The sequence below is a fragment of the Fimbriimonadaceae bacterium genome (assembly GCA_019638795.1).
Lineage (GTDB): Bacteria > Armatimonadota > Fimbriimonadia > Fimbriimonadales > Fimbriimonadaceae > JAHBTB01.
The window spans coordinates 112,753-132,828 of record JAHBTB010000006.1 but is presented as its reverse complement, the minus strand read 5'-3'; the positions used below and the strand labels follow the sequence as shown (position 1 = coordinate 132,828).

20 protein-coding genes are annotated in these 20,076 nt (G+C 64.4%); 3 read left to right on the top strand and 17 right to left on the bottom strand.

Annotated elements, in window-relative coordinates:
• Window positions 1-14: 14 nt before the first annotated feature.
• The 13 genes from KF857_09040 to KF857_08980 all read right to left on the bottom strand — a co-directional run bounded on the left by KF857_09040 (window position 15) and on the right by KF857_08980 (window position 13,095).
• Window positions 15-848 carry a carbohydrate ABC transporter permease gene (locus tag KF857_09040; protein ID MBX3112141.1) on the bottom strand — a complete coding sequence of 278 codons (834 nt, stop codon included), beginning with the start codon at window positions 846-848 and terminating at the stop codon, window positions 15-17.
• Window positions 838-1,716: a sugar ABC transporter permease gene (locus KF857_09035; protein MBX3112140.1), complete on the bottom strand. Its 879-nt coding sequence runs from the start codon at window positions 1,714-1,716 to the stop codon at window positions 838-840. Before KF857_09035 ends, KF857_09040 begins: the two co-directional genes overlap by 11 nt.
• A 10-nt stretch (window positions 1,717-1,726) precedes the next feature.
• Complete coding sequence (gene queG / locus KF857_09030) at window positions 1,727-2,671, bottom strand: tRNA epoxyqueuosine(34) reductase QueG (GenBank protein ID MBX3112139.1); 945 nt, start codon at window positions 2,669-2,671, stop codon at window positions 1,727-1,729.
• Window positions 2,658-3,416 (bottom strand): ribosomal RNA small subunit methyltransferase A, encoded by a 759-nt coding sequence (gene rsmA, locus KF857_09025; GenBank protein ID MBX3112138.1) that lies wholly within the window; start codon window positions 3,414-3,416, stop codon window positions 2,658-2,660. Before rsmA ends, queG begins: the two co-directional genes overlap by 14 nt.
• 56 nt (window positions 3,417-3,472) lie before the next feature.
• Complete coding sequence (locus KF857_09020; GenBank protein MBX3112137.1) at window positions 3,473-4,993, bottom strand: SH3 domain-containing protein; 1,521 nt, start codon at window positions 4,991-4,993, stop codon at window positions 3,473-3,475.
• Between the two features lie 225 nt (window positions 4,994-5,218).
• On the bottom strand, window positions 5,219-6,076 hold the full coding sequence (locus KF857_09015) for a hypothetical protein (GenBank protein MBX3112136.1): 858 nt from the start codon (window positions 6,074-6,076) through the stop codon (window positions 5,219-5,221).
• Window positions 6,073-8,088, bottom strand: a complete 2,016-nt coding sequence (gene ligA / locus KF857_09010) for an NAD-dependent DNA ligase LigA (GenBank protein MBX3112135.1) — start codon at window positions 8,086-8,088, stop codon at window positions 6,073-6,075. Before ligA ends, KF857_09015 begins: the two co-directional genes overlap by 4 nt.
• 9 nt (window positions 8,089-8,097) lie before the next feature.
• Window positions 8,098-9,039: a hypothetical protein gene (locus KF857_09005; protein ID MBX3112134.1), complete on the bottom strand. Its 942-nt coding sequence runs from the start codon at window positions 9,037-9,039 to the stop codon at window positions 8,098-8,100.
• A 21-nt stretch (window positions 9,040-9,060) separates the two neighbouring features.
• Complete coding sequence (locus tag KF857_09000) at window positions 9,061-10,272, bottom strand: AI-2E family transporter (protein ID MBX3112133.1); 1,212 nt, start codon at window positions 10,270-10,272, stop codon at window positions 9,061-9,063.
• An 18-nt stretch (window positions 10,273-10,290) separates the two neighbouring features.
• Window positions 10,291-10,521: a YtxH domain-containing protein gene (locus KF857_08995; protein MBX3112132.1), complete on the bottom strand. Its 231-nt coding sequence runs from the start codon at window positions 10,519-10,521 to the stop codon at window positions 10,291-10,293.
• Complete coding sequence (locus KF857_08990; GenBank protein ID MBX3112131.1) at window positions 10,518-10,886, bottom strand: hypothetical protein; 369 nt, start codon at window positions 10,884-10,886, stop codon at window positions 10,518-10,520. The genes KF857_08995 and KF857_08990 overlap by 4 nt, the downstream gene beginning before the upstream one ends.
• A 4-nt stretch (window positions 10,887-10,890) precedes the next feature.
• The gene (gene mnmA / locus KF857_08985; protein ID MBX3112130.1) at window positions 10,891-11,964 is read right to left on the bottom strand and encodes a tRNA 2-thiouridine(34) synthase MnmA; all 1,074 of its coding nucleotides are present in this window, start codon (window positions 11,962-11,964) and stop codon (window positions 10,891-10,893) included.
• 3 nt (window positions 11,965-11,967) lie between these two features.
• Window positions 11,968-13,095 (bottom strand): vitamin K epoxide reductase family protein, encoded by a 1,128-nt coding sequence (locus tag KF857_08980; GenBank protein ID MBX3112129.1) that lies wholly within the window; start codon window positions 13,093-13,095, stop codon window positions 11,968-11,970.
• A 90-nt stretch (window positions 13,096-13,185) separates the two neighbouring features.
• On the opposite strand from KF857_08980, the gene miaB reads away from it, so the two are divergent.
• Genes miaB through KF857_08965 form a run of 3 tightly spaced genes read left to right on the top strand, consistent with a single transcriptional unit; the run spans window position 13,186 to window position 15,581 of the window.
• Window positions 13,186-14,574: a tRNA (N6-isopentenyl adenosine(37)-C2)-methylthiotransferase MiaB gene (miaB, locus tag KF857_08975; protein MBX3112128.1), complete on the top strand. Its 1,389-nt coding sequence runs from the start codon at window positions 13,186-13,188 to the stop codon at window positions 14,572-14,574.
• 10 nt (window positions 14,575-14,584) lie between these two features.
• Window positions 14,585-15,046: a hypothetical protein gene (locus tag KF857_08970; GenBank protein ID MBX3112127.1), complete on the top strand. Its 462-nt coding sequence runs from the start codon at window positions 14,585-14,587 to the stop codon at window positions 15,044-15,046.
• 25 nt (window positions 15,047-15,071) lie between these two features.
• A complete protein-coding gene (locus KF857_08965) occupies window positions 15,072-15,581 on the top strand; it encodes an inorganic diphosphatase (protein ID MBX3112126.1) in 510 nt (169 codons plus the stop codon).
• Between the two features lie 8 nt (window positions 15,582-15,589).
• Here the strand turns inward: KF857_08965 and KF857_08960 are convergent, their stop codons facing one another.
• From KF857_08960 to KF857_08945, 4 genes are read right to left on the bottom strand one after another with little or no spacing between them, the layout of a single operon-like run.
• Window positions 15,590-16,849 carry a hypothetical protein gene (locus tag KF857_08960; GenBank protein ID MBX3112125.1) on the bottom strand — a complete coding sequence of 420 codons (1,260 nt, stop codon included), beginning with the start codon at window positions 16,847-16,849 and terminating at the stop codon, window positions 15,590-15,592.
• A gap of 42 nt (window positions 16,850-16,891) precedes the next feature.
• A complete protein-coding gene (locus tag KF857_08955; GenBank protein MBX3112124.1) occupies window positions 16,892-17,626 on the bottom strand; it encodes an ABC transporter ATP-binding protein in 735 nt (244 codons plus the stop codon).
• Window positions 17,627-17,655: 29 nt separating this feature from the next.
• The gene (locus KF857_08950; GenBank protein ID MBX3112123.1) at window positions 17,656-18,906 is read right to left on the bottom strand and encodes a branched-chain amino acid ABC transporter permease; all 1,251 of its coding nucleotides are present in this window, start codon (window positions 18,904-18,906) and stop codon (window positions 17,656-17,658) included.
• A gap of 2 nt (window positions 18,907-18,908) precedes the next feature.
• Window positions 18,909-20,066 (bottom strand): branched-chain amino acid ABC transporter permease, encoded by a 1,158-nt coding sequence (locus tag KF857_08945; GenBank protein MBX3112122.1) that lies wholly within the window; start codon window positions 20,064-20,066, stop codon window positions 18,909-18,911.
• Between the last annotated feature and the right edge of the window lie 10 nt (window positions 20,067-20,076).

Sequence of the window (20,076 nt, the reverse complement as noted above, 5' to 3'; positions counted from 1 at the left end):
TTGGCCAAGCGGGGTCACTTGATCGAGCCGACCGTCAGGCCGCGCACGAACGCCTTTTGGGTCAGCAGAAACACGACGACCAGGGGGGCCAAGGCGACCACGGCAGCGGTCATCTGAAGGGGCCAGTTCTGCTGGCCGTAGCTGTTCTTGAAGACCGAAAGCCCGACCTCAAGGGTCCGCATCCTGACTGAATTGGTGCTCAAGAGCGGCCAGAAGAAATCCGTCCACACGGCGAAAAAGCAAAACGCCGCCGCCGTCGCCAGGGCAGGCTTGGCGAGCGGAAGGACGACTCGGAAGTAAACCGTCCACTCGTTCGCCCCGTCCATCCGCGCCGCCTCGTCCAACTCCATGGGGATCTGGACGAAAAACTGGCGCAGCATGAACACACTGAAGGAGCTCGACAGACCAGGCACGATCAAGGCCGCGTAGGTGTCGAGCCAACCAAAGCCCCGCACCATCAGGTAGACGGGGATTTGCGTCACCGTCCCGGCAAACATCATCGCGACGAGGAACAGGGCGAAAAGGACGTCTCGGCCGGGGAACTTCAGCCGGGCAAATCCGAACGCCGCCATGGAGGTGACGAGGAGCTGGCCCAGCACGACGGCGGCCGTGACCGTGACCGAGTTCAGGGCAAACCGCCATACCGGAAGTTCCTTGTTGAAGACCACTTGGGCGTAGTTCTCACCGTGGAACTCCTTGGGCCACAAGTGGGCGAAGTCGGGCACCGGCGCGTTGCTTGGATGGAACGAAACGAGGACCATCCACACCAACGGCATCAAGAGGAACAGGGCGACGGCGACGAGGACGACATAGGCCGACACCTTGGACAACAGGCCCTCACGCTGCACTGTAACCCTCCAGTTGGCTTCGCTGCAGGCGGAACTGGAACCACGACACCGCCATGACAACGGCCAACAGCACGAACGACTGCGCCGACGCCTCCCCGACGTGGAAGTCGCGCCAAGCGGTCGTGTAGATGTGGTAGCCGACCATGTCGGTCGTGTCCAGGGGCCCACCCTTCGTCATCATGTAGACGGGCGTAAAGACTTGCATGGCCGCGATCGTGCTGGTGACGGTCACGAACAAGGTGGTGGGCGCCAGCATCGGCAAGGTCACCGCCCAAAACTGCCTCCGCTTGCTCGCCCCGTCCAGAGAGGCCGCCTCGTAGAGCGAGTCGGGTATCCCCATGATCCCGGCCAGGTAGAGCACCATCCGCGGCCCAAGGCCGGTCCACACCGACATGAAGACAAGGGCGGCCATCGCCCAGCCGACCTGGTTGAGGAAGTCGGTTTCCGAGGGCAACCCAAACCACCCTAGGACAGTGTTGACGAACCCCGTCTTGGGAAGCAGGATGTAGATCCACACCATGGCAGTGGCGACCTGCGACATCACCGACGGCAGGTAGAACACCGTCCGGAAGAAGGCCAGACCCCGCAACGGCTTGGCGACCAAGACCGCGATGCCCAACGCCGCCACCAGACCGAGGGGCACGCTGACCGCCGTGTAGAGCAACGAGTTGCCCATCGCCCGCCAAAAACCGTTGTCTTGCGCCAGGTCGGCATAGTTGCCCAGCCCGACGAAGGGGTTCTTGTCGCGGAGCAGGTCCCAATTGAAGAACGAGAGATAGAGGGCGAACGCGATCGGCACCAAGGCGAAGAGCACGAGGTGGACCACTGCGGGGGCCACAAAGGCGTAGCCGACGACCCGCTTCCTCATGGCTCAGATTCTAGTCATTCTTCCGCCGGCGGCTGCCGTGATTTGCGGTCGCATTCCGACGTAACCCCTCCCAGCCGACCCGGCGGACCGCCGATCCTCGCGTCAGAACGTCCCAGTCTTCCCACGAGATGGACATCAGCTTCTCCAGAGGAGGCCAGGCCCTCGTCGCGGTCAAGTCAGCGTCGCCAGTGAACGGCGCCCGCTCAGGCTGGCTGTCGCGTCGCTGGTTGAATGGACAGACGTCCTGGCACACGTCGCACCCCACCGTCCATCCGGAGACGTCGCCCTGGAGTTCGGGACTCTTCTCTTCGATCGTCAGGTAGCTGATGCAACGTCGGGCGTCCACTGACCAGGCCCCCTGTAGCTGAACGATCGCCCCGGTCGGGCAGGCGTCGACACAAGCCGTGCACGTCCCGCAACCCCCGACAGCCGGCCGGTCACGCTCGAACTCCGCCGTGGTCAACAGCGTCCCGATGAAGAACCAACTGCCCGTCCGGCTGTCGATGAGGCATGTGTTCTTTCCAAACCACCCGAGCCCGGCGCGGTGGGCGTACTCACGCTCCATCACCGGGGCGCTGTCCACGCACGCCCGGCTGGCCACCCCCGACTGCCCGTCGCTGATCCATTGGGCCAGGCGCTTGAGGCGGCCGCGCATGACTTTGTGATAGTCGCGGCCCAAGGCGTACCGGGCGATCCTTGGCTGGCCCTCCTCATGAGTCACCGGCTGGTTGTAGTTCAGTCCGACGCATATCACTGACTTCACCCCCGGAAGGAGTGTTTCGAGGTCGCCCCGCATCGCCACCGAGCGGGCCATGTACTCCATCGTTCCGTGGTGACCCGCGTCGAGCCACGCTTGGTAGTGGCCCATGGACTCGGGAGGGTCCGGCGCGCAGACGCCTACTGACGTGAAGCCGAGCCGGAAGGCCTCCGCCTTGAGCCCGTCAGCGGGGACCATGGGCGGCGAGCTCCTCCCACTGGTCCAAGGTGAGTTGGTGGGGGCGGACGGTCTCGGCCAGCCCGACCGAGGCCAGTACCGGAGCCCAAGCCGCCCGGTCGCCCAAGTTGTTCGTCAACGTCTTTCGGGGGTGGGCGAATCCCCGGCGCACCACCTCGAAGAACGTCGGTGCCCGGTCCAGGTCGACTTTAAGGCGCGGAACGAACTTCAAGACGATGCTGTCCACCTTGGGCGGAGGCAAAAACGCCCCAGGAGGGGCATGACAGACCGTGGTGATGTCGAACTGAGCTTGCAGAAAGACCGAGAGTGACCCCCGTGAGGAATCGCCTGCCGGGGCCATGACACGGACGCCGACCTCGCGTTGCATCATCAGCACTCCGACGTCCCACGAGTCGCGGCAGGCCGCAAAAGCCGTCAACAGGGGGCCGGTGATGTTGTACGGCATGTTGCTGACCAGGGCCCGCGGCCGGGGCAAGCCCTCCAGGACGGCCCTCAAGTCGAGGCGCAGGGCGTCGCCGACGATGATCTCCGCGTCTGGGGCGGCTTCACGGAGCGGAGGGAGGACTGTCTCGTCAACCTCGACCGCGCAGACGCGGCCCAAGGAAGCGCAGAGAGGGCCGGTCAGGACGCCGGGCCCGGGGCCGACCTCGAGGGACGACGCACACCCGGTCACTTGGCCGACAATGGCCCGGACGACCTTTTCCGACACAAGGAAGTGCTGGCCGAACCGCTTGTCGGCACGCACACCGTGACGCCGGAGGCGTTCGGTGAGCGATTGGCGGAGCGTGACTATCTCGTCGATCAGCGGCCTGACCTACCCAGCATGTCGGCACGGACGTAGCCGGTCTTGCCAGATTCAAGCCTGATTTTGTACCAACCGTTGGTCTTGCCCAACACCACGACCTTTTCACCCTGGCTCAGGTTGCCGACCCGGCTCGACTTGGTCGTAGGCTTTGACCGCACGAGCACCTGGTCCTTGACCACCGTCATGGTGTTGCTCGAACTGCTCTTGCCGCCCAAAAGGTCGGCGCGGATGTAGCCGGTCTCACCGTCGGAAGTCTTGACCTTGTACCAACCGTTCTTTTCGCCGACGACGGTGACCGTGTCTCCGCTGCTGACCATCGCCACCCTCGACGAACTGGTCGACGCACCCGAACGGACGATGATGTTGGTGCCCGTGACCTTGACCTTGCGGCCCGACGAGCCGGAAGCCGCACCGAGCAAGTCCGCCCGGATGTATCCCGCCTTGCCGTTGTCGAGCTTCACGCGGAACCAGCCACGCACGTCTCCCCACAGGGTGACGGTGTCGCCTTCGGTGACGACGTCGACCCGGTCCGAGTCGGTCGTGGGCTTGGACCGGACGATGACGTCGGTCTTCGTGACGGTGGCCTCACGGGGAAACTTCGCTTTGGTCGACGTTGGCCGCTCCGGCCTTGCCGGTTTGGACGAGCCCGTGTCGGCCGGCGGCTTCGGTTTGGTGGCTCCTGCCTTTGCCCGGGCCGCCTCTTCGGCGGTCAGGCCCGGCGTGCTCGCGGGGTCGTGGCTGTGGGGGTCGTCGTCAGGGTCCTGGTAGAGCGCCGCCAAGGTGACCTGGCCGTCAAGCGCCATGACCGGGAGTGGCGCAAAGCCGACCTCGTCATCATTGTCCGCCTGCTTCCTCTTTTCCTCGCGAAGGACGTGGACGCGGACTTTCTTGCGTCCCCAGGCGCGCATCTCGGCCCGAGACGACAGGCAGACGTCGATCCGGTTGCCCTTGATCGCCCCTCCCGTGTCGGCGGCGATGGCCAGACCATAGCCCTCCACAAAGAGGATCGAGTTCAACGGGATGACCCGGGGGTCGACGGCGACGATCCCGAACTCGGCGCGGCGACCCGTCGCAGTGCTGCTGCCCGGGTTCATCCGCCCTTCGTTGGGCATGTAGGCGGTGGCGACGACGTCGAGGACCTTCCCACGGGTGTAGGAGCCGCGGCTGACCGCGTTGTGGCCCTCCATTCCGACCTTGAACACCAGGTCGACCGGCTTTGTCGTGACCTCGACGAGGGTGTTTGTCGCGACGACCTTACCGTCGACATACTCTTTGGTGACCGTCGTGGTCTCTTCGCCGTCACGGCCTTCTTTCGCATCGGTGGCCGGCACGATGCGGCCCGCCCCGACGTTGCGGTCCGGCACGTAGCGGACCTTAAATGGGATCTTCTTGACCGACTTTTCCGTCTTGACGACGCGCTCGTTCGGCTTCTTTTGGGGGTCTTGGCCTTGCGCGGCCTGCGGGACAAGCCCCGCGGCGGCGACCAGGGCCAGCCCGGCTATGACATATGCTCGCATTTGGTCTTCCCTCTTGCGTCCGAGCCCGCCCACCAGGGCGAGGCACTGACTTTTACCCAATCACGATCCGAAACACCCGTCAACCGCACCCGAAACCTACCCCCAGGTCCCTGGGGCCAACGCCTCATTTTTTCACCGGGCTACCCTGGTAATACGAGTTCAAAACACGGAGGTTCAGCAATCTCTCCACAACCTCATGACGGGTCAGGGTTGACAAAACTGGCGTCAACCGCCCCGTTTGGTCGCCAGGGAGCGGTGGAAAACAAGCTGCTGAGCGAGCCCCGCGTCCTTCCCAAAGAGCTGGCGGAACCGGTCGGCCACGGCCTCGTAGCGGGCCGGGGTGAGCGCCGCCCCGTGCCATTCTGGGAACCATGCGGTGGTCGCAAACCGCCATATGTGGGTGTCGACCGGCACGCAGTCCGTGTGTCCCAGGCCGTGAAGGGCGGCGCAGTCCGCCACTTTGCGACCGACACCCGGAAACCGGCAGAGGGCAGCGACGGCCTCGCTCCATGAAAGGTCCTTGAGCGAGTCGAGAAACGCCTCGCCTCCCCGTTCGGCCAACCCTTGGGCGGTCGAGACGATCTGGCGGGCCCGATACCCAAACCCTTCCGACCAAAGGTCTGACTCGGCGACGCAGGCTAGGGCGGACACCCTCGGGAAGGCGCGGAACTCATGACCTTCATGCTCCCAGACCACCGGGCCGCGTCGCGCCAAGGCCACGACCATGGGCTGGATCCGCGCCAAGTGGTTGTTGGCCGTGCACATGAAGGAGAAGAGGGCCTCCACCGCGCTTGGTGAATGGGCGGTGCGGACGAAGGGGTCCGGAGACCCGACCCCCAGCGTCCGTGCGCGGTCGACCAGGCCAGGCCAATCAAAGTCCAGGCGGAAGAGGCGCCGGAACGCCGCTTCGTCCTGGTTGCTGGCGACCTCGTACCGGTCGCCGGCCTCGCGCACGAACAGCGCCTGGTCTCCAACGGCGCCGGCCCAGTGCCCCAGCTTGACCTGAGTCCAGCGGAACACCTGGCCGCATGTGACACTCTCGCCCAGGCTGAAGTCACGCGGGACAGAAAACTCGTGCGTCACAGCGTCCCCGGTGGTAGGAGCGCAAGGAAGCCGTCTTCATCAGTCACTTCGACGCCGAGTTGCTTGGCCTTGTCCAGCTTGCTCCCCGCGCCCGGCCCGGCGACGACGAGCGTGGTGTTCTTGCTGACCGAGCCCGCCGCCTTGCCCCCCCACCGGACGACCAATGCCTCCGCCTCGTCGCGGCTGAATTTTTCCAGTCTGCCCGTGAAGACCAACGTCTTGCCGGCGAAGAGGTCGCCTTCCGCCGCCGCCGGCTCGACCGGTCTCACCCCGTTGGCGACCAACTGGTCGATGACCTGGATGTTCGCCGGTTCTTCCAGCCATTCCTCGATCGTGCCCGCCGTCTTTGGGCCGATGTCGGCGATCTCCACCAATTGGTCAAATGTGGCCGCCTTAAGCGCTTCGACCGATTTGAAGGTCATGGCCAAGTCCCGTGCCGTCCTTTCGCCGACCAACGGGATGCCGAGGGCGAACACAAACCGGTCAAGGGGGCGTTCCTTGCTGACCTCGATGGCATCCAAGAGGTTTGCCACGCTTTGCTCACCCATGCGGTCGAGTTCGACCAGCTGCTGGCGATAATCAACCAAACGGTAGATAGACGCGACGTCGGTCAGCCAGCCGAGCTCCAGGAACCGGGTGGCTTGCTTCTCCCCAAGTCCTTCGATGTCCATCGCGTTCCGCGAGACAAAGTGGGTGATCTTGCTGTGGATTTGGTCTGGACACGTCGCCTTGTTGGGGCATCGGATCGCGACAAACCCCTCCTCCTGCACGAGCTCCGTCCCGCAGGCCGGGCATACCGTCGGGGCGGAGACGGGCTCGGTGCCTTCCGGCCGTTTGTCCAGCACCGGGCCGACGACCTCGGGGATGACGTCGCCGGCCCGCTGCACGACCACGGTGTCCCCGGGCCGCACGTCCTTACGGCGCAGTTCGGTCAAGTTGTGCAGGGTGGCGCGACTGACCGTCACCCCGCCCACCACCACGGGCTCAAGCTCGGCGACCGGCGTCACCACGCCGGTCCGCCCCACTTGCCATCCCACCGCCTGCAGGACGGTGAACGACTGTTCGGACGGGTACTTGTAGGCGACCGCCCACCGGGGGCTGCGGGTGTTGAAGCCCAGTTGCCGCTGGGTGACCAGGTCGTCGACCTTGATGACGGCACCGTCGATCCCAAATGGGAGCGACGGCCTCGTCCGCTGGACATCGTCGACAAAGGCCACCAGGTCGTCCGCCCCCCGGCACAGCCTGCCGTGCCCGTCGACCTGGAACCCCAGCCCCGCGAGCCAAGCCATCAGGCCGCTCTGGGTCGGGGGCACGGGGACGGAGGCGTCGGAGCCCCCCAGGCCATAGGCAAAAAAGTCGAGCCGCTGCGCCGCCGTGAGCCTCGAGTCGAGCTGGCGCATGCGACCCGCCGCCGCGTTGCGGGGGTTTGCAAAGACTTTTTCGCCCTTTTCCGCCCGAGCGCGGTTCAAGTCTTCGAACACCGACTTGAGCATGACGACCTCGCCACGCACCTCGAACCGACCCGCGACCGGCGTGCGGAGCCGCAGGGGGACACCCTGCACCGTGCGCGCGTTGGCGGTCACGACCTCACCGGTCGTGCCGTCCCCACGGGTCGCCGCTGTCACGAGGACACTGTCCTCATAAGTCAATGACAGAGAGAGACCGTCGAACTTCAGCTCCGCCAAGTAGGTGACCGGCCCGACGCCTTCGAGACCTCGGACGACCCTCTCGTCAAAGGCCCGCAGCTCGTCGGCGCCAAAGGCGTTGTCCAGGGAGAGCATCGGCACCAGGTGGGTGTGCCCTCCCAGTTCCTTGACCGGTGACGAGCCGACTCGGAGGGTGGGGCTGTCCGGAGTCTGGAGGTCCGGCCGGTCCGCCTCGATGTCAAGCAACTCCCGGAACAGGGCGTCAAACTCTGAGTCGCTGATTTCCGGCGCCTGGTCTTCGTGGTACAGCCGGTTGTGCCGGTCAATCTCGCGGCGGAGGAAGGCGGCGCGCTCTTCCGGGCTCATGAGCCGACGTTACCAGCCGCGCCCGGCCCAGGGAGCCGCCTTCAGGGCAGTCCGGGCCCATATCTCCAGGGCCTTCCAGTACGCCGCCCCGCGGAGGAGCAGAGTCTGGGCCCATGTCTGGGTGTTCTCCCACCACGTCTTCTGGCGCGGCGCCGAGGCCTGGGTCAGGCCCTTGCCCTTCTCGACCAGGCGAAGGCTCTGCTTCAGTTTGCGTTCTTTGGTCTCCCCCGACTTGATGTCCTTGGCGACGGTCACCGCCTCGGAGTCCATCGAGACCGAGCTGACCACACCGCGTGTGGCGTCAAAGACCACCGTTCCACCGCCAGCCAGGTTGGTCTTGACGTGGGCGGTCGCGTCGGCAGGGTCCTTGGCCACCTCCAGGGACTCGTTCTCGTCGTAGGCCATCTCTTGCTTGACCTTGACGTCGACTTCGACTTTGCCGCCGTCGACACTCTTCGCCGTGCATTCGTAGTGCACGGGGAAATCGCCGAACGGCTTGTCAAAGCTCCAAGTGTCTCCGGTTGCCACACCCCCCGCAGGAAACTGGAGCGCCAAGAACGAGATGTCCGGCAACCGCTTGACGTCGAGCCCCGGAAGGCGGACGGGCAGTTTCTTGTCTGGCGCGTCGGTGGCCAAGACCTCGCCGAGGGGAGAGAAAGTGACCGTGGATTTGGGGAAATACTCCTGGACGTTGTCCAAGCCCAGAGGAAGCTTAGCGTCGTTAAACTTGATCTCGGCGTCGGTCAGTTCACTGGTCGCTTTCAGGGCCGGCGCGGGCGCGTCGGCTCCGGTGACCCGGAGTCCCAACTTCACCTCGGCGACTCCCTGGTTGCCGCCCAGCACGGGCAGGAACCCGTCCATCTTGACGACCATGTCGTAGTCGACCGTCACCGCCGGCTTCCATTTGTAAGCGACTTGTGTGGCGAGGACGAAAGCGACGACGGCGGACATGTGCTCCTTTTGACGCGCCGCTCAAACGCCCGGTTCGCCCCGATGGCGCAAAGGGACCGAGGGCAACTTGAAGAGGTCGTCGACCGGCGCGTTGGTCACCCGCATGAGGCGGGCGAGGGTCACCCGGACTGCTCCGGCGAGGGGGTAGGCGAGCATCATCCCCGGCAGGCCGAATAAGGCGCCACCCGAAAAGACGACGAACATGCTGACCAGCGGGTGCAGGTCCACCGCGCTTCCCACGACCCGTGGCGTGATGAACGTGTCCCAAGAAAACGTCACGACAAAGAGGCAGACGAACGTCACCGCGGCAAGCCACCAACTGCTGCTGTAGTTGCCGTACCAGACATGGGTCGTCCCGCTCAGGCCGGTGACGAGGAAGATCGTGATCCCCGCCAACCACCCGCCGAGGATCGGCACCAGATAGAACGCCCCGGCCAGCAGGGCCAGCGGAAAGGCGTACGGGGTGCCGACCAGTGACAAGACGATGGTCACCGCGGTGGCGAACATGATGATGTTCACCAAGACGCCGCGGACGTAGTTCTTGAAGACGGCGCCGATGTCGTCGAGCATGGCCACCGTGCTCGACCGGATCGACGGAGGGATCCATTGCCGTCCGCGCGACCGGATGTTCTCCATGTCCGCGAGCAACATGAAGACAAAGAGGGGGGTGAAAGTCAGGAGGAAGACTTGGGAGGCCGCCCCGCCAAGCATGTTGATGAAGCCGTTGAAAAACCCTTGCACTGACTTGGCGATGTCGTCACGGTGGGGGGCAAGGTACTGCTCGAACATGCCCCGGCGGGTCGTGGGGAGGTCAAACTGTTCGAGGAGCGGACGGAAACGTTCCAACCCTCGATCCAGATATCCCATGACGCCGGGTGGCTTGGCACGCACGACCGGGTTCCAACGAAGGAAGTGGTTGTCGTTGGCGGTCTCCTCGGCGAAGCGGTCGGTGATCCCCTGCAAAGACACCCGGAGGTCGTTGAGTTGGTTGCTCACCTTGGGGACGGTGGCGACGAGGACACCGGTGGCGACGACGAAGAAGCCCAAGGTGATGAGCGAGACCGCCACCGGACGCGGGATGTTCCGCCCCACCATGCGGGCGACCATGGGCTCCAGCAACATGGCGATAAGCCCCGCCAGGGCGAACGGCAACAAGATGCCCCGGACGGCCACTAAAAAGCCGAGGGCCGCCAGAACGACGGCCACCCACAAGGCGATGCGCCACTGACTCAACCCAGTGGCTCCCTGGCGCTAGGCGCCGACTTCTTCGGTAGCACCGTTGGCGTGCCGCTTGGCCCGCTGCTCGGCGATCCACTCTTCGGTCTTGCCCTTCAGGTCCTTGACCTTGTCGGCAAGCTCACCACGAGTCTCCGTCCCCGCCTTAGGCGCGAAGAGGATGCCGGCGACGGCACCGATCAGGGCACCGAGTCCAAATCCGGCCAACAAATAAACCAATGCGTTCTTGTCGTTTTCTTGCGTCATTTCTTTGCCTCCGAAGGAACTGGCAGTGCTCGGCCTTCGTTGCGCTTCTGGCCCCAGTATGACCGAAAGAGCCGCGAGCCCAGGGCCGCGACCGTCTGCAACGGGCCGTTTCTTTTCCAATCCTTCAACGTCCGCACGACCTCCATCACGGGGTCGTTGCTCTGTTGGTCGAGCTTCTTCCGGATGGCGGCCAAAGCGGTCTCCTGGCCCGCGAGCCTGCTCTCCAACCGGTTCAGCTTCTTGTCCAGTTCTACGGTCGCCTGGGTCAGCCGTTTCGCCATTTGGGACAGTGCCGCGATCCCGACCGCCACCACCGCGACAAGCACGATGACGACGATGATCAGAAAGCTCAGCATGCCCTGCATGGGTTTAGACGATTGTGCCGCCTGCGGCGACCGTCTTGCCACGGTAGGCGACGGCAATCTGTCCGGGCGTCACCGCCCGCACCGCCTCGTCGAAGACGATCGTCGGTTCTGGGGTAGAAAACAGTGTCGCCGGGCGGGCCTCCATGTTGTAGCGGATCTTGGCCATGACCCGCGTCGGCGTCTCGCGCTCGGAGACCCCGCTCCATGTCACGTCGCGGAGGGCCACGACGCTCCGGAGCAAGTCGGCGTCCTCACCGACGACGACGCGGTTTGACTTCGGCTCAAGGCCGATGACATACAGCGGCTTGCCCGCGGCGAAGCCCAAGCCTCGCCGTTGGCCGACGGTGAACCCCACCACGCCGTCATGCCGCGCCAAGACGTTGCCGGCCGTGTCCACGACCTCGCCCTCGGAGAAGAGCTCCGGCCGCGTGTTCTTCAGGAACTCCTTGTAGCCGCCTGCGTCGCTGACAAAGCAGATCTCCTGGCTGTCCGGCTTGTCGGCGACCCCAAGGCCGGCCTCCCGGGCCAATCGACGGGTCTCGGCCTTGTCACCCAGTTCGCCCAGCGGGAACCAGACCCGCGAGAGCTGCTCTTGGGTCATCGCGTACAGGACGTAGCTCTGGTCCTTCTTGCCGCCGCGTGAGGCCAGCAGGTTCCACCGTCCATCCCGCTGGCGGACCCGGGCGTAGTGGCCCGTCGCCAACTTGTCGCAGCCCAACTCGGCGGCCTTCTTCAGCAGGGCCTCGAACTTCACCTTTTTGTTGCAGGTGACGCACGGGTTAGGCGTACGGCCCTCGCCATACTCCTGGATGAACTCGTCGATGACCGTCTCACGGAAGGCGTCCTGGAAGTTGACGACGTAATGGGGGATGCCCAGAAGCCGGGCGACCCGCCTGGCGTCCTCGACGGCCCCCAGCGAACAACATCCCGCGTGCCGGGGGTCGCGCTGGCTCTCTTGCCAGATCTGCATCGTGACCCCGACGACGTCATAGCCCCGCTGCTTCAGCAACAGGGCCACGACTGAGCTGTCGACGCCCCCCGACATCGCGACGCAAACGGTCGGCTTCGTGCTCGCCATGCCTTACTTCAAGAGCGACGCGAAAGGTTCGCCCTTCAGGGTGCTCTCCAATTGGTCGGCGCCCACCGCCACCGGCGCGCGGCCTTCGACAATGAGGAGCAAGGTCGGGGTCGTGTTGGACTTCAGCTTGTTCATCGCGATGTCCATGTCCTCGGCAACTTGGTCGTTCAGCTTGTCGGCGGGGTCTTGCAACCGCTTGTTCAGGTCGGCCATGTCGACACCGGCCTGCTGGGCGATGGCCATGAGCCCCGACTCGCTCTTGACCTTTTCCGTGTTGGCGGGGTCAAGGACGATCTCGGTGTACTTCCAGAACTTGCCTTGGTCGGCCGCGACTTCGGCGATCCGGGCGGCCAACATGCTCGTCTCGTGCCCTTTCAGGTTAGGCAGGGGCAAGTGGCGGTACGCCCACTTCAGTTTGCCGCCGTACCGGGTGTAGAGTTTGGTCACCGTCACCGCGGCCTGACGACAGGCCGGGCAGTTATAGTCGGCGAACTCGACCAGGGTGACCTTGGCGTCGGCGTTCCCCTGGATCTGCTCGGGGCGACCCAAAATCGCCTCGACCGTCGTCCCGTGGACGTCGATCTTGCTCGCGAGGATGGCAGACATCGACTTCATCTGCGTCACCATCCCACCGATGGCGCCAAGGGCGACGATCCCGGCGACGCCAAATGTCGTCCACTCGCTCCTCGGCTTGATCTCACCCGGTTCACCCGCCTGCACCAAGAGCCCGTGGCTGAGGAACAGGGCCGTCATGACCCCCAGCGACGACAAGCACCACTGGCACGCGGCATGAAGTTCCGTGAACGCGATCCAAGTCAGGTAGGCACTGAACCCGGTGCCCAGTCCACTGATGACCAGGCCGCGCATGGCCAGCGTCTTCCACTGGTCGGGCGACTTGATCCGGATCGCCGCCATGGCGGCGAGGACAGCGTACGCAAAGAGGCCCAAGAGAGCCACGGGCACCCCCATGAACGACGCCTGCTTCGACGACTGCACGATGGCGCAACCATGGTCGTTGCCCGAACAGGGCGGCACGATGTGGCCAAAGTGCGCGATGGTCAAGGTGCCGGCGATGAACACGCCGACCCACGCGAGGACAGTCGTGACTCGGTTGGTCCAAACAGCAAGCACCCCGCGATTATACGTGTCGGTGGGTGTGGCTGCCCTGGACGGGGTGTCGGCGCTAGGTATCATCTCTTCTCCCTACCATCAGGTTTAACAATGCCTGACAGTCTTTTGCTCCGACCAAATGCCCTGGCAAGGAGCGTGCCGAGCAAACCCCTTCACGGCACTTACTTCGTCCAGACCTGGGGTTGCCAGATGAACGTCGAGGACAGCGAGCAGATCGCCGCGTACCTTGAAGGCATCGGTCTACGCCCCGCCAAAGACCTCCGCCAAGCCCAGGTCGTGGTGCTTAACACGTGCAGCGTCCGCAAGAAGCCGGAGGACAAGGCGTTCTCGATGCTCGGCGAAATCAGGTATTTGAAGGAGGCCCGGCCCGACATGGTCGTCGGCGTCGCCGGATGCATGGCCCAAGTTCGCGCCGACGAGATCCGCGCCCGCAACCCCCATGTCGACTTCGTCGTCGGCACCGCCCAAGTCGCCGCCATCCCCGGCTTGGTGGAGGAAGCCCTCCAGGCCCGCCGGTTTCAAAAGCGTCTGGACCTCCCCGAACGCAAGGGAGCCGTCGTCACCGACCTTCCCCGCCGCCAGGTTTCCCGCGTAGGCAAACTCAAGGCGTTCGTGCCCATCCAATATGGTTGCGACAAGTTCTGCTCGTTTTGCATCGTCCCCACCACGCGGGGCCGCGAACGCAGCCGGCCGACCGACCAGATCGTCGAAGAGGTCGCCGCCCTCGCCGCCCGGGGCACAAAGGAGGTGACCCTCCTGGGCCAGACCGTCAACAGCTACGGCAAGAACTTGGCCGAGGGTCGGGTGCCCTTCAGCCGGCTGCTCCGCCTTGTCGCCGACGTCCCCGGTATCGAGCGGGTCCGGTACACCTCGCCCTACCCGCGCGACTTCAAGGAAGACGTCATCAAAGCCGTCCGCGACGTGCCGCAGGTCATGGAGCATTGCCACATGCCCCTTCAGGCAGGTGACGACAACCTGCTCAAGCGGATGAAGCGGTTGTACAGCGTCGAAGGGTTCCGGCAGATCGTCCACGAACTGAGGGCCGCCGTGCCTGGCATCGGCATCACGACCGACGTGATCGTCGGCTTCCCGGGCGAGACAGAGGAAGAGTTCGAGGGCACCCTGGCCGCGATGCGCGAGTTCCGGTTCGACGGCGCCTTCATGTTCCGCTACTCACCACGGCCCCACACCCCGGCGGCCAGCCTGCCCCAGGTGCCGTTCGCGGTGTCCAAGGCCCGCTTGGACAAGTTGATCGAGACCCAGACGGCGATCACCCTGGAGATCAACGAGGCACAGGTCGGTCGGACGTTCGAGGTGCTTGTCGAGGGGCCGTCACCCAAGAACAAAGGGCTCCTGCAGGGCTACAGCCGGTGCTTCCGGATGCTCCACTTCCCCGGTCCGGCCGAACTCGCCGGCCAGACGGTCGAGGTGACGGCGAAGCGTCACCACCTCTGGGGTCTGGTCGGCGAACTTGCCTGAGAGGCCGGCGATGCCCGTCTCACTCCGTGATCCCGCGACAAGGCGCCTGACGCCGGTCGGCCGCTCCGTCGTAGGGGCCGGCGTGCTTCTTGCCGCCGCCCTGGCCTACTATGTCCTCGTCGGATTCTGGGTGGCCGACGCGGAGACGAGGGAGAAGTTCCAACGCTTCGACCCCGCCGCCGTCGAATCAGTCGAGACCGACGTCGGCGACGGCACGACCGTCACCGAAGCGGCTACCCAACGAAGAGCCGTCGACGACCTGGTCCAAGCGTTGCGTCAGGCCCGCACCCGCCAAGGGTACCGGCCACGAAAGGACGCCCCCACCGGCCATGTCCGCTTCCGAACCAAGCGCGGCGCCATGATCGAGAACGTGACCGTGTACTTCCCATCCGACGCCCTCGTCGACCGGTTCGGCCCCGATGTCGACCGGGCCGTCCGGGCCGTCCACGCCGCCGGACGCCCCAAGGGCTGAACTCACCTCGGTACCATCTCTACCGATGTCCCTGCTGGACGTGCCGATCGGCCCCAACGCCCCTCACGAAGTCAACGTCGTCATCGAGATTCCCAAATTCTCGACCAACAAGTACGAACTCGACCCCGACCTGGGCGTGATGAGGCTGGACCGGGTCCTCTACTCCCCCCTGTTCTATCCCGTCGACTACGGATACATTCCCCAGACGAAGTATCTGGACGGCGACCCGGTGGACGTCTTGGTCCTCATCGTCCACCCCACCTACCCGGGCGTCGTCGTCGAAGCCAAGCCAGTCGGCGTGCTCCGCATGGTCGATAGCGGCCTGCCCGACGAGAAGATCCTTTGTGTCGCGACCAAGGACCCCCGGTTCCGTACCCGTGAGGGACTCGCCGACATCAACCCGCATACCCTTGACGAGATCGTCCACTTCTTCGAGGTCTACAAGCACTTGGAGAACAAGTCAGTGGAAGTCGAAGGCTGGGAAGGGCCCGAGAAGGCCCGCGAGATCATCCAGAAGTTCCGCTTGGACAAGTAGGGGCCGGGCTAGTCCTGCGTCGGGTCACGCACGGTCCCGGTGAACACATAGACCCCGGTCTCCACGTCGACGACGCCCCAGAAGAACGGGCGGTCCAGTTTGACGGCCAAGGACGAGGGAGGAACAGACCCTTTCAATCCCTCGACCTCGGTCACCGCGGTCGCCGTGAAGCCCGACTCGTTGGCCATGACGCTGACCGATTGCCGGGCCCGCCCCACGCTGGCGTCCTCGTCGAGTTCGATGGACATCCGACGGAAGTCGTTGGGGGGGGACAGGAGCTTCTTCCCCCCTAACTGGGCGATGAGGGGCACCAGGTCGGTCTCGACCTCAAACTCAAAGCTCGGCATCGTCAGGGTGACGGCCTGGGTAGGCCCGGCTATCGACGGCAAATCCGTCGCCGACGCCAGACACGATGCCACCGTCCCCGTCTTGGGAAGCAACACGACAAAGGCGAACCGGCCGCCTTCGAACGGCAAGGAGCATCCCGACCATGTGGCGTCGTCGACCACCGCCAGTTCAGCTTCTTGCGTCATGAACGGGGTAGTGACCTGTCGGCCGTCCTCCCGGGTGAAGGTGCCCGAACTGGTCATGCCCGGTTCAAACGGATGGGCCCACTTGTCGCGGAACGCGGCGACATGGAGGATCTCGAAGATCGTCTGCTTGCTCAGCTGCCCCACCGCCTGCTTGACCGCACCGTCTGTCCTCCGCGAGGCCCAAGCGTTGATGGTGTTGGTCGCCCCTTCGCCCGCCGAGCCGATCTTGAGCACGTCGGCCCGATAGTCGCGGGCCATGCTGTCCTGAAACTCGTGGGTGACCAAAATCGGCCAGATCATGAACACGCCAAGGCCCTGCTTGAACGCGCCGTCGGCGGACAAGCTGGCGTTCCAGGCTTGCTGCGCCTGGTTCAAAGCGTCAAGTTGAGGGTCCTTGAGGCCCAGGAACGCGGCGGCGGCCTCGTTGGCTTCGCCGTTCGAAGCGTTGAGAAGCACGGCCCCCGCCGACCAAGCCCCCACCGGGCAAAAAGCCACGTTTCCCTGCTCCTGAGCCGCCAACTCCCGGGTGGCCCGGAGGGCAAAGGCGTTCATCTCGGCCCACCGCTTCTTGTCGACCTCGGCGAGCTTGGGCGCCCCCCCGTCGCGCGAGGCGTCGCGGGTCTCGGTCGGAAACTTGTAGGTCACGTCGTGGCCGAAAGGGTCGACGCCTCTTCCGCCCCTACCGCACCCCGACAAGACAAGGGGTAACGCCAACCACAGCCACCGTGACCGCATGACGACAGTCTAACTCTCCGACCAGGGGGCCGGCGGGCCGGGTCAGACCGCTTCGCCGAGATACGCCTCGATGACCTTGGGGTTCGACCGGATCGCCTCAGGCGGGCCCGCGGCGATCTCCTCGCCCCGATCGAGGACGACTATCCGTTCGCAGAGGCCCATCACGAACCGCATGTCGTGCTCAATGAGCAACACGGTCTTGTCGAACTCGTCTCGAATCCGTCGGACCACGTTGGCCAAGTCGTCCTTTTCCTGCGGGTTCATGCCTGCGGCCGGCTCGTCCAAGAGCAGGAGCGAAGGCTGGGTCGCCATGGCGCGGGCGATCTCCAGTCGGCGTTGCTTGCCGTAAGGCAAGTCCGCACTGCGGGCATGGGCGACGTCGTCCAGGTTGACGACCTTCAGGAGTTCCATGGCCTCCGCCCGCAAGGACTCGGTCTCCCGGATCGCGGAGGGCAGGTAAGCCAAGGCACTGCCCAAGCCCGTCTTGTGCCTCAAGAACGCCCCGACGACGACGTTGTCCAGGACGCTGAGCTCGGGGAAGAGCCGGATGTTTTGGAACGTGCGGCAGATGCCGAGTGAAGCGATCTTGTTCGCCGGTGTGCCCGTGATCTCGCGACCGTTGAAATAGATGTGCCCGCCTGTAGGCTTGTAGACCCCGGTGATCAGGTTGAAGCACGTCGTTTTCCCGGCCCCGTTCGGGCCGATCAGGCCGAAGAGGTCGCCCTTGTCCAGTTCAAAGGACACCTGGTTGACCGCGATGAGCCCGCCAAACTGGATGGTGGCCCGGTCGAGGGTGAGGACTTTGCTCACGCCGCCGCCCCTTCCGTCTTGCGCTTGAAGAACTTAGCCGGTGAAAACTCGTGCTGGGCAAAGACCCCCTGCGGACGCAGGAGCATGAGAACGATCAACGTCATCGCCAAGATCGCCCACCTGAGGTCGGCATAGGGCCACGCCTTGTTGTGCAGGGCGGGCACCAGGTTCAAGACAATGCCGAAGACCCATTGGGCCACCAGTGCCCCGGCAAAGACGCCGACGATCTTTGCCGCCTTGATCTTCCTTTCGCTGTGGTCGTTGAGGATCAGGTGCCGGACGATCGCGACCGCGACGAGGAGGAACAGGGTGAAGCTGAGCATGGTCCCCGCCGAGACCAAGATCGGGTTGTGGTTCTTATCCTCGATCTGCCGCAGCCACTCGGGGATACCGAACAGCAAGAGCGCACCAAACGTCGACCCCGTGATCGAACCGGTACCGCCGAGCACGACCATGGTTAAGATAAGGAAAGAGACCTCCATCTTAAACATTTGAGGGCTGACAAATCCCTCAAAGTGGCCTAGCAGCGCGCCAGCTGCACCGGCAAAGGCCGCCCCGACGACGAAGGCAGTGACTTTGACCTTGGTCACGTCCACGCCCATCGCCGCGCTGGCAACTTCGTCTTCACGAACGGCGAGAAACGGTAGGCCGTGCGCCGATTTAAGCAAGTTTCGGCAGACGGCGATGCACAGGACGGCAAGAATCCAGACCATCGTCATGGCACTGATCCTCGGCTCGACCTTCATGCCGTACGCACCGCCCAAAGCGGGTTGGTTCTGGCAGACGATGCGGATGATCTCGCCGAACCCCAAGGTCACGATGGCCAGGTAGTCACCCTTGAGGCGCAACGACGGCAGGCCGACGACGAAGCCGGCCACGGCGGCGACCGCCGCCCCGACGATGATCATGAGGACCAGCCAGAGCGCCTGGACGGTCCATGTCGCGTTCACCCCGATGTGGGACAGCTGCTTGACCAAGCTGTTGGAGGCAAAGCCGTTGAAGTGCTGGACGGCCAAGAACCCGGCCGCGTAGGCGCCGACTTGGTAGAAGGCGGCGTGGCCGACGCTGAACTGGCCCGTGATACCGTTGATCAGGTTCAAGCTGACTGACAGGGTCACGTAGAGCCCGGCCAAGACGAACATCCGGTAGATGTAGTCGTGGTTGGCCCCGCTCGTGACCAGCACCTCGACCCCGGCGCAGGCCGCGATGGCGACAAGTATCCAACCAAGGCGCTTGAGATAGAACACGGTCAGACCTTCTCCACCTTGCTGGACCCCATGAGTCCACCGGGACGTAGCAACAGGACGACGATCAGGATCACGAACGCGACGGCGTCCTTGTACTGGCTATAGCCAGCCCAGACGACCAGGTTCTCAGCCAAACCCATGAGCAGACCGCCGAGCACCGCACCCGGGATGTTGCCGATACCGCCCAACACGGCGGCGACAAAGGCCTTGACACCCGGGAGGGCTCCGTAAAACGTGGTGAGCGACGGACTGTCGCCCAAAGTGGCGTACATCATCGCCCCCGCTCCGGCCAGAGACGAGCCGATCAAAAAGGTCAGGGTGACGATCTTGTTGACGTTGACCCCCATGAGGGACGCCGAGTCAAAGTCATGGGAGACCGCCCGCATGGCCCGCCCGACCGGGGTCTTAAGGACAAGGTGCCGCAGCAAGAGCATGAGGACGATCGTCGATCCCAGCATGATCAGCTGGCCATGCCGCAGGACGATCTTGACCGAGGCGTCGTTGACCTTGGCGGTCAGGTCGCGCGCCTTGGTCTCGCTGGCCTCAAGCTTGTCTTTGACCGCCTTCTTCTCCGGAGTCAAGTCCGTGTCGAAGCGGCTGATCTGAAGCCGGTCCATGTCGGCCTGGGCGGCCTTGACTTCCGCGCGGCTTTTGGCCAGGTCGGCGACGAGAGCAGGTTCCGCTGACTTAAGGGGGATCTCAAAGGCGCCACGATAGGGGTTGACCTTGTCACTGATGCTCGGCGGGGGCGAGGTGGGCAGAAAGAGTTGACCACCGTATTGCAACAGGAGCGAGACGCCGATCGCGGTGATGAGGGAGGCGATGCGGGAACTTCCCCGCATCGGGCGATACGCAAGGAGCTCGATGATCACACCGACCACGGCGCACACCGCCATCGAGCAGAGGATCATCAACAGCAGGTTCATCGGGTTGGACACCTTGTCCCCCTTCATCAGGGCCTCCGGCGTGAAGCCGAGGGCCCATGAGACGAAGAGCGAGGTGTAAGCGCCCAACATAAAAACTTCGCCGTGGGCGAAGTTGATCAGTCGCAAGACGCCGTAGACCATCGTGTAACCGAGGGCGAGCAGCGCATAGATCCCGCCGAGCAGGATCCCGTTAATCAATTGCTGTGGCAGGCCGGCGAAATCGAGGCCTGCCACAAGAGATGAC

What these genes read in the sequence shown, in the direction of transcription:
- KF857_09035 (MBX3112140.1), bottom strand. Translation starts at nt 1,716, where the DNA reads ATGAGGAAGCGGGTCGTCGGCTACGCCTTTGTGGCCCCCGCAGTGGTC.
- queG (MBX3112139.1), bottom strand. Translation starts at nt 2,671, where the DNA reads ATGGTCCCCGCTGACGGGCTCAAGGCGGAGGCCTTCCGGCTCGGCTTC.
- KF857_09020 (MBX3112137.1), bottom strand. Translation starts at nt 4,993, where the DNA reads ATGCGAGCATATGTCATAGCCGGGCTGGCCCTGGTCGCCGCCGCGGGG.
- ligA (MBX3112135.1), bottom strand. Translation starts at nt 8,088, where the DNA reads ATGAGCCCGGAAGAGCGCGCCGCCTTCCTCCGCCGCGAGATTGACCGG.
- KF857_09005 (MBX3112134.1), bottom strand. Translation starts at nt 9,039, where the DNA reads ATGTCCGCCGTCGTCGCTTTCGTCCTCGCCACACAAGTCGCTTACAAA.
- KF857_08995 (MBX3112132.1), bottom strand. Translation starts at nt 10,521, where the DNA reads ATGACGCAAGAAAACGACAAGAACGCATTGGTTTATTTGTTGGCCGGA.
- KF857_08990 (MBX3112131.1), bottom strand. Translation starts at nt 10,886, where the DNA reads ATGCAGGGCATGCTGAGCTTTCTGATCATCGTCGTCATCGTGCTTGTC.
- mnmA (MBX3112130.1), bottom strand. Translation starts at nt 11,964, where the DNA reads ATGGCGAGCACGAAGCCGACCGTTTGCGTCGCGATGTCGGGGGGCGTC.
- miaB (MBX3112128.1), top strand. Translation starts at nt 13,186, where the DNA reads ATGCCTGACAGTCTTTTGCTCCGACCAAATGCCCTGGCAAGGAGCGTG.
- KF857_08970 (MBX3112127.1), top strand. Translation starts at nt 14,585, where the DNA reads ATGCCCGTCTCACTCCGTGATCCCGCGACAAGGCGCCTGACGCCGGTC.
- KF857_08965 (MBX3112126.1), top strand. Translation starts at nt 15,072, where the DNA reads ATGTCCCTGCTGGACGTGCCGATCGGCCCCAACGCCCCTCACGAAGTC.
- KF857_08960 (MBX3112125.1), bottom strand. Translation starts at nt 16,849, where the DNA reads ATGCGGTCACGGTGGCTGTGGTTGGCGTTACCCCTTGTCTTGTCGGGG.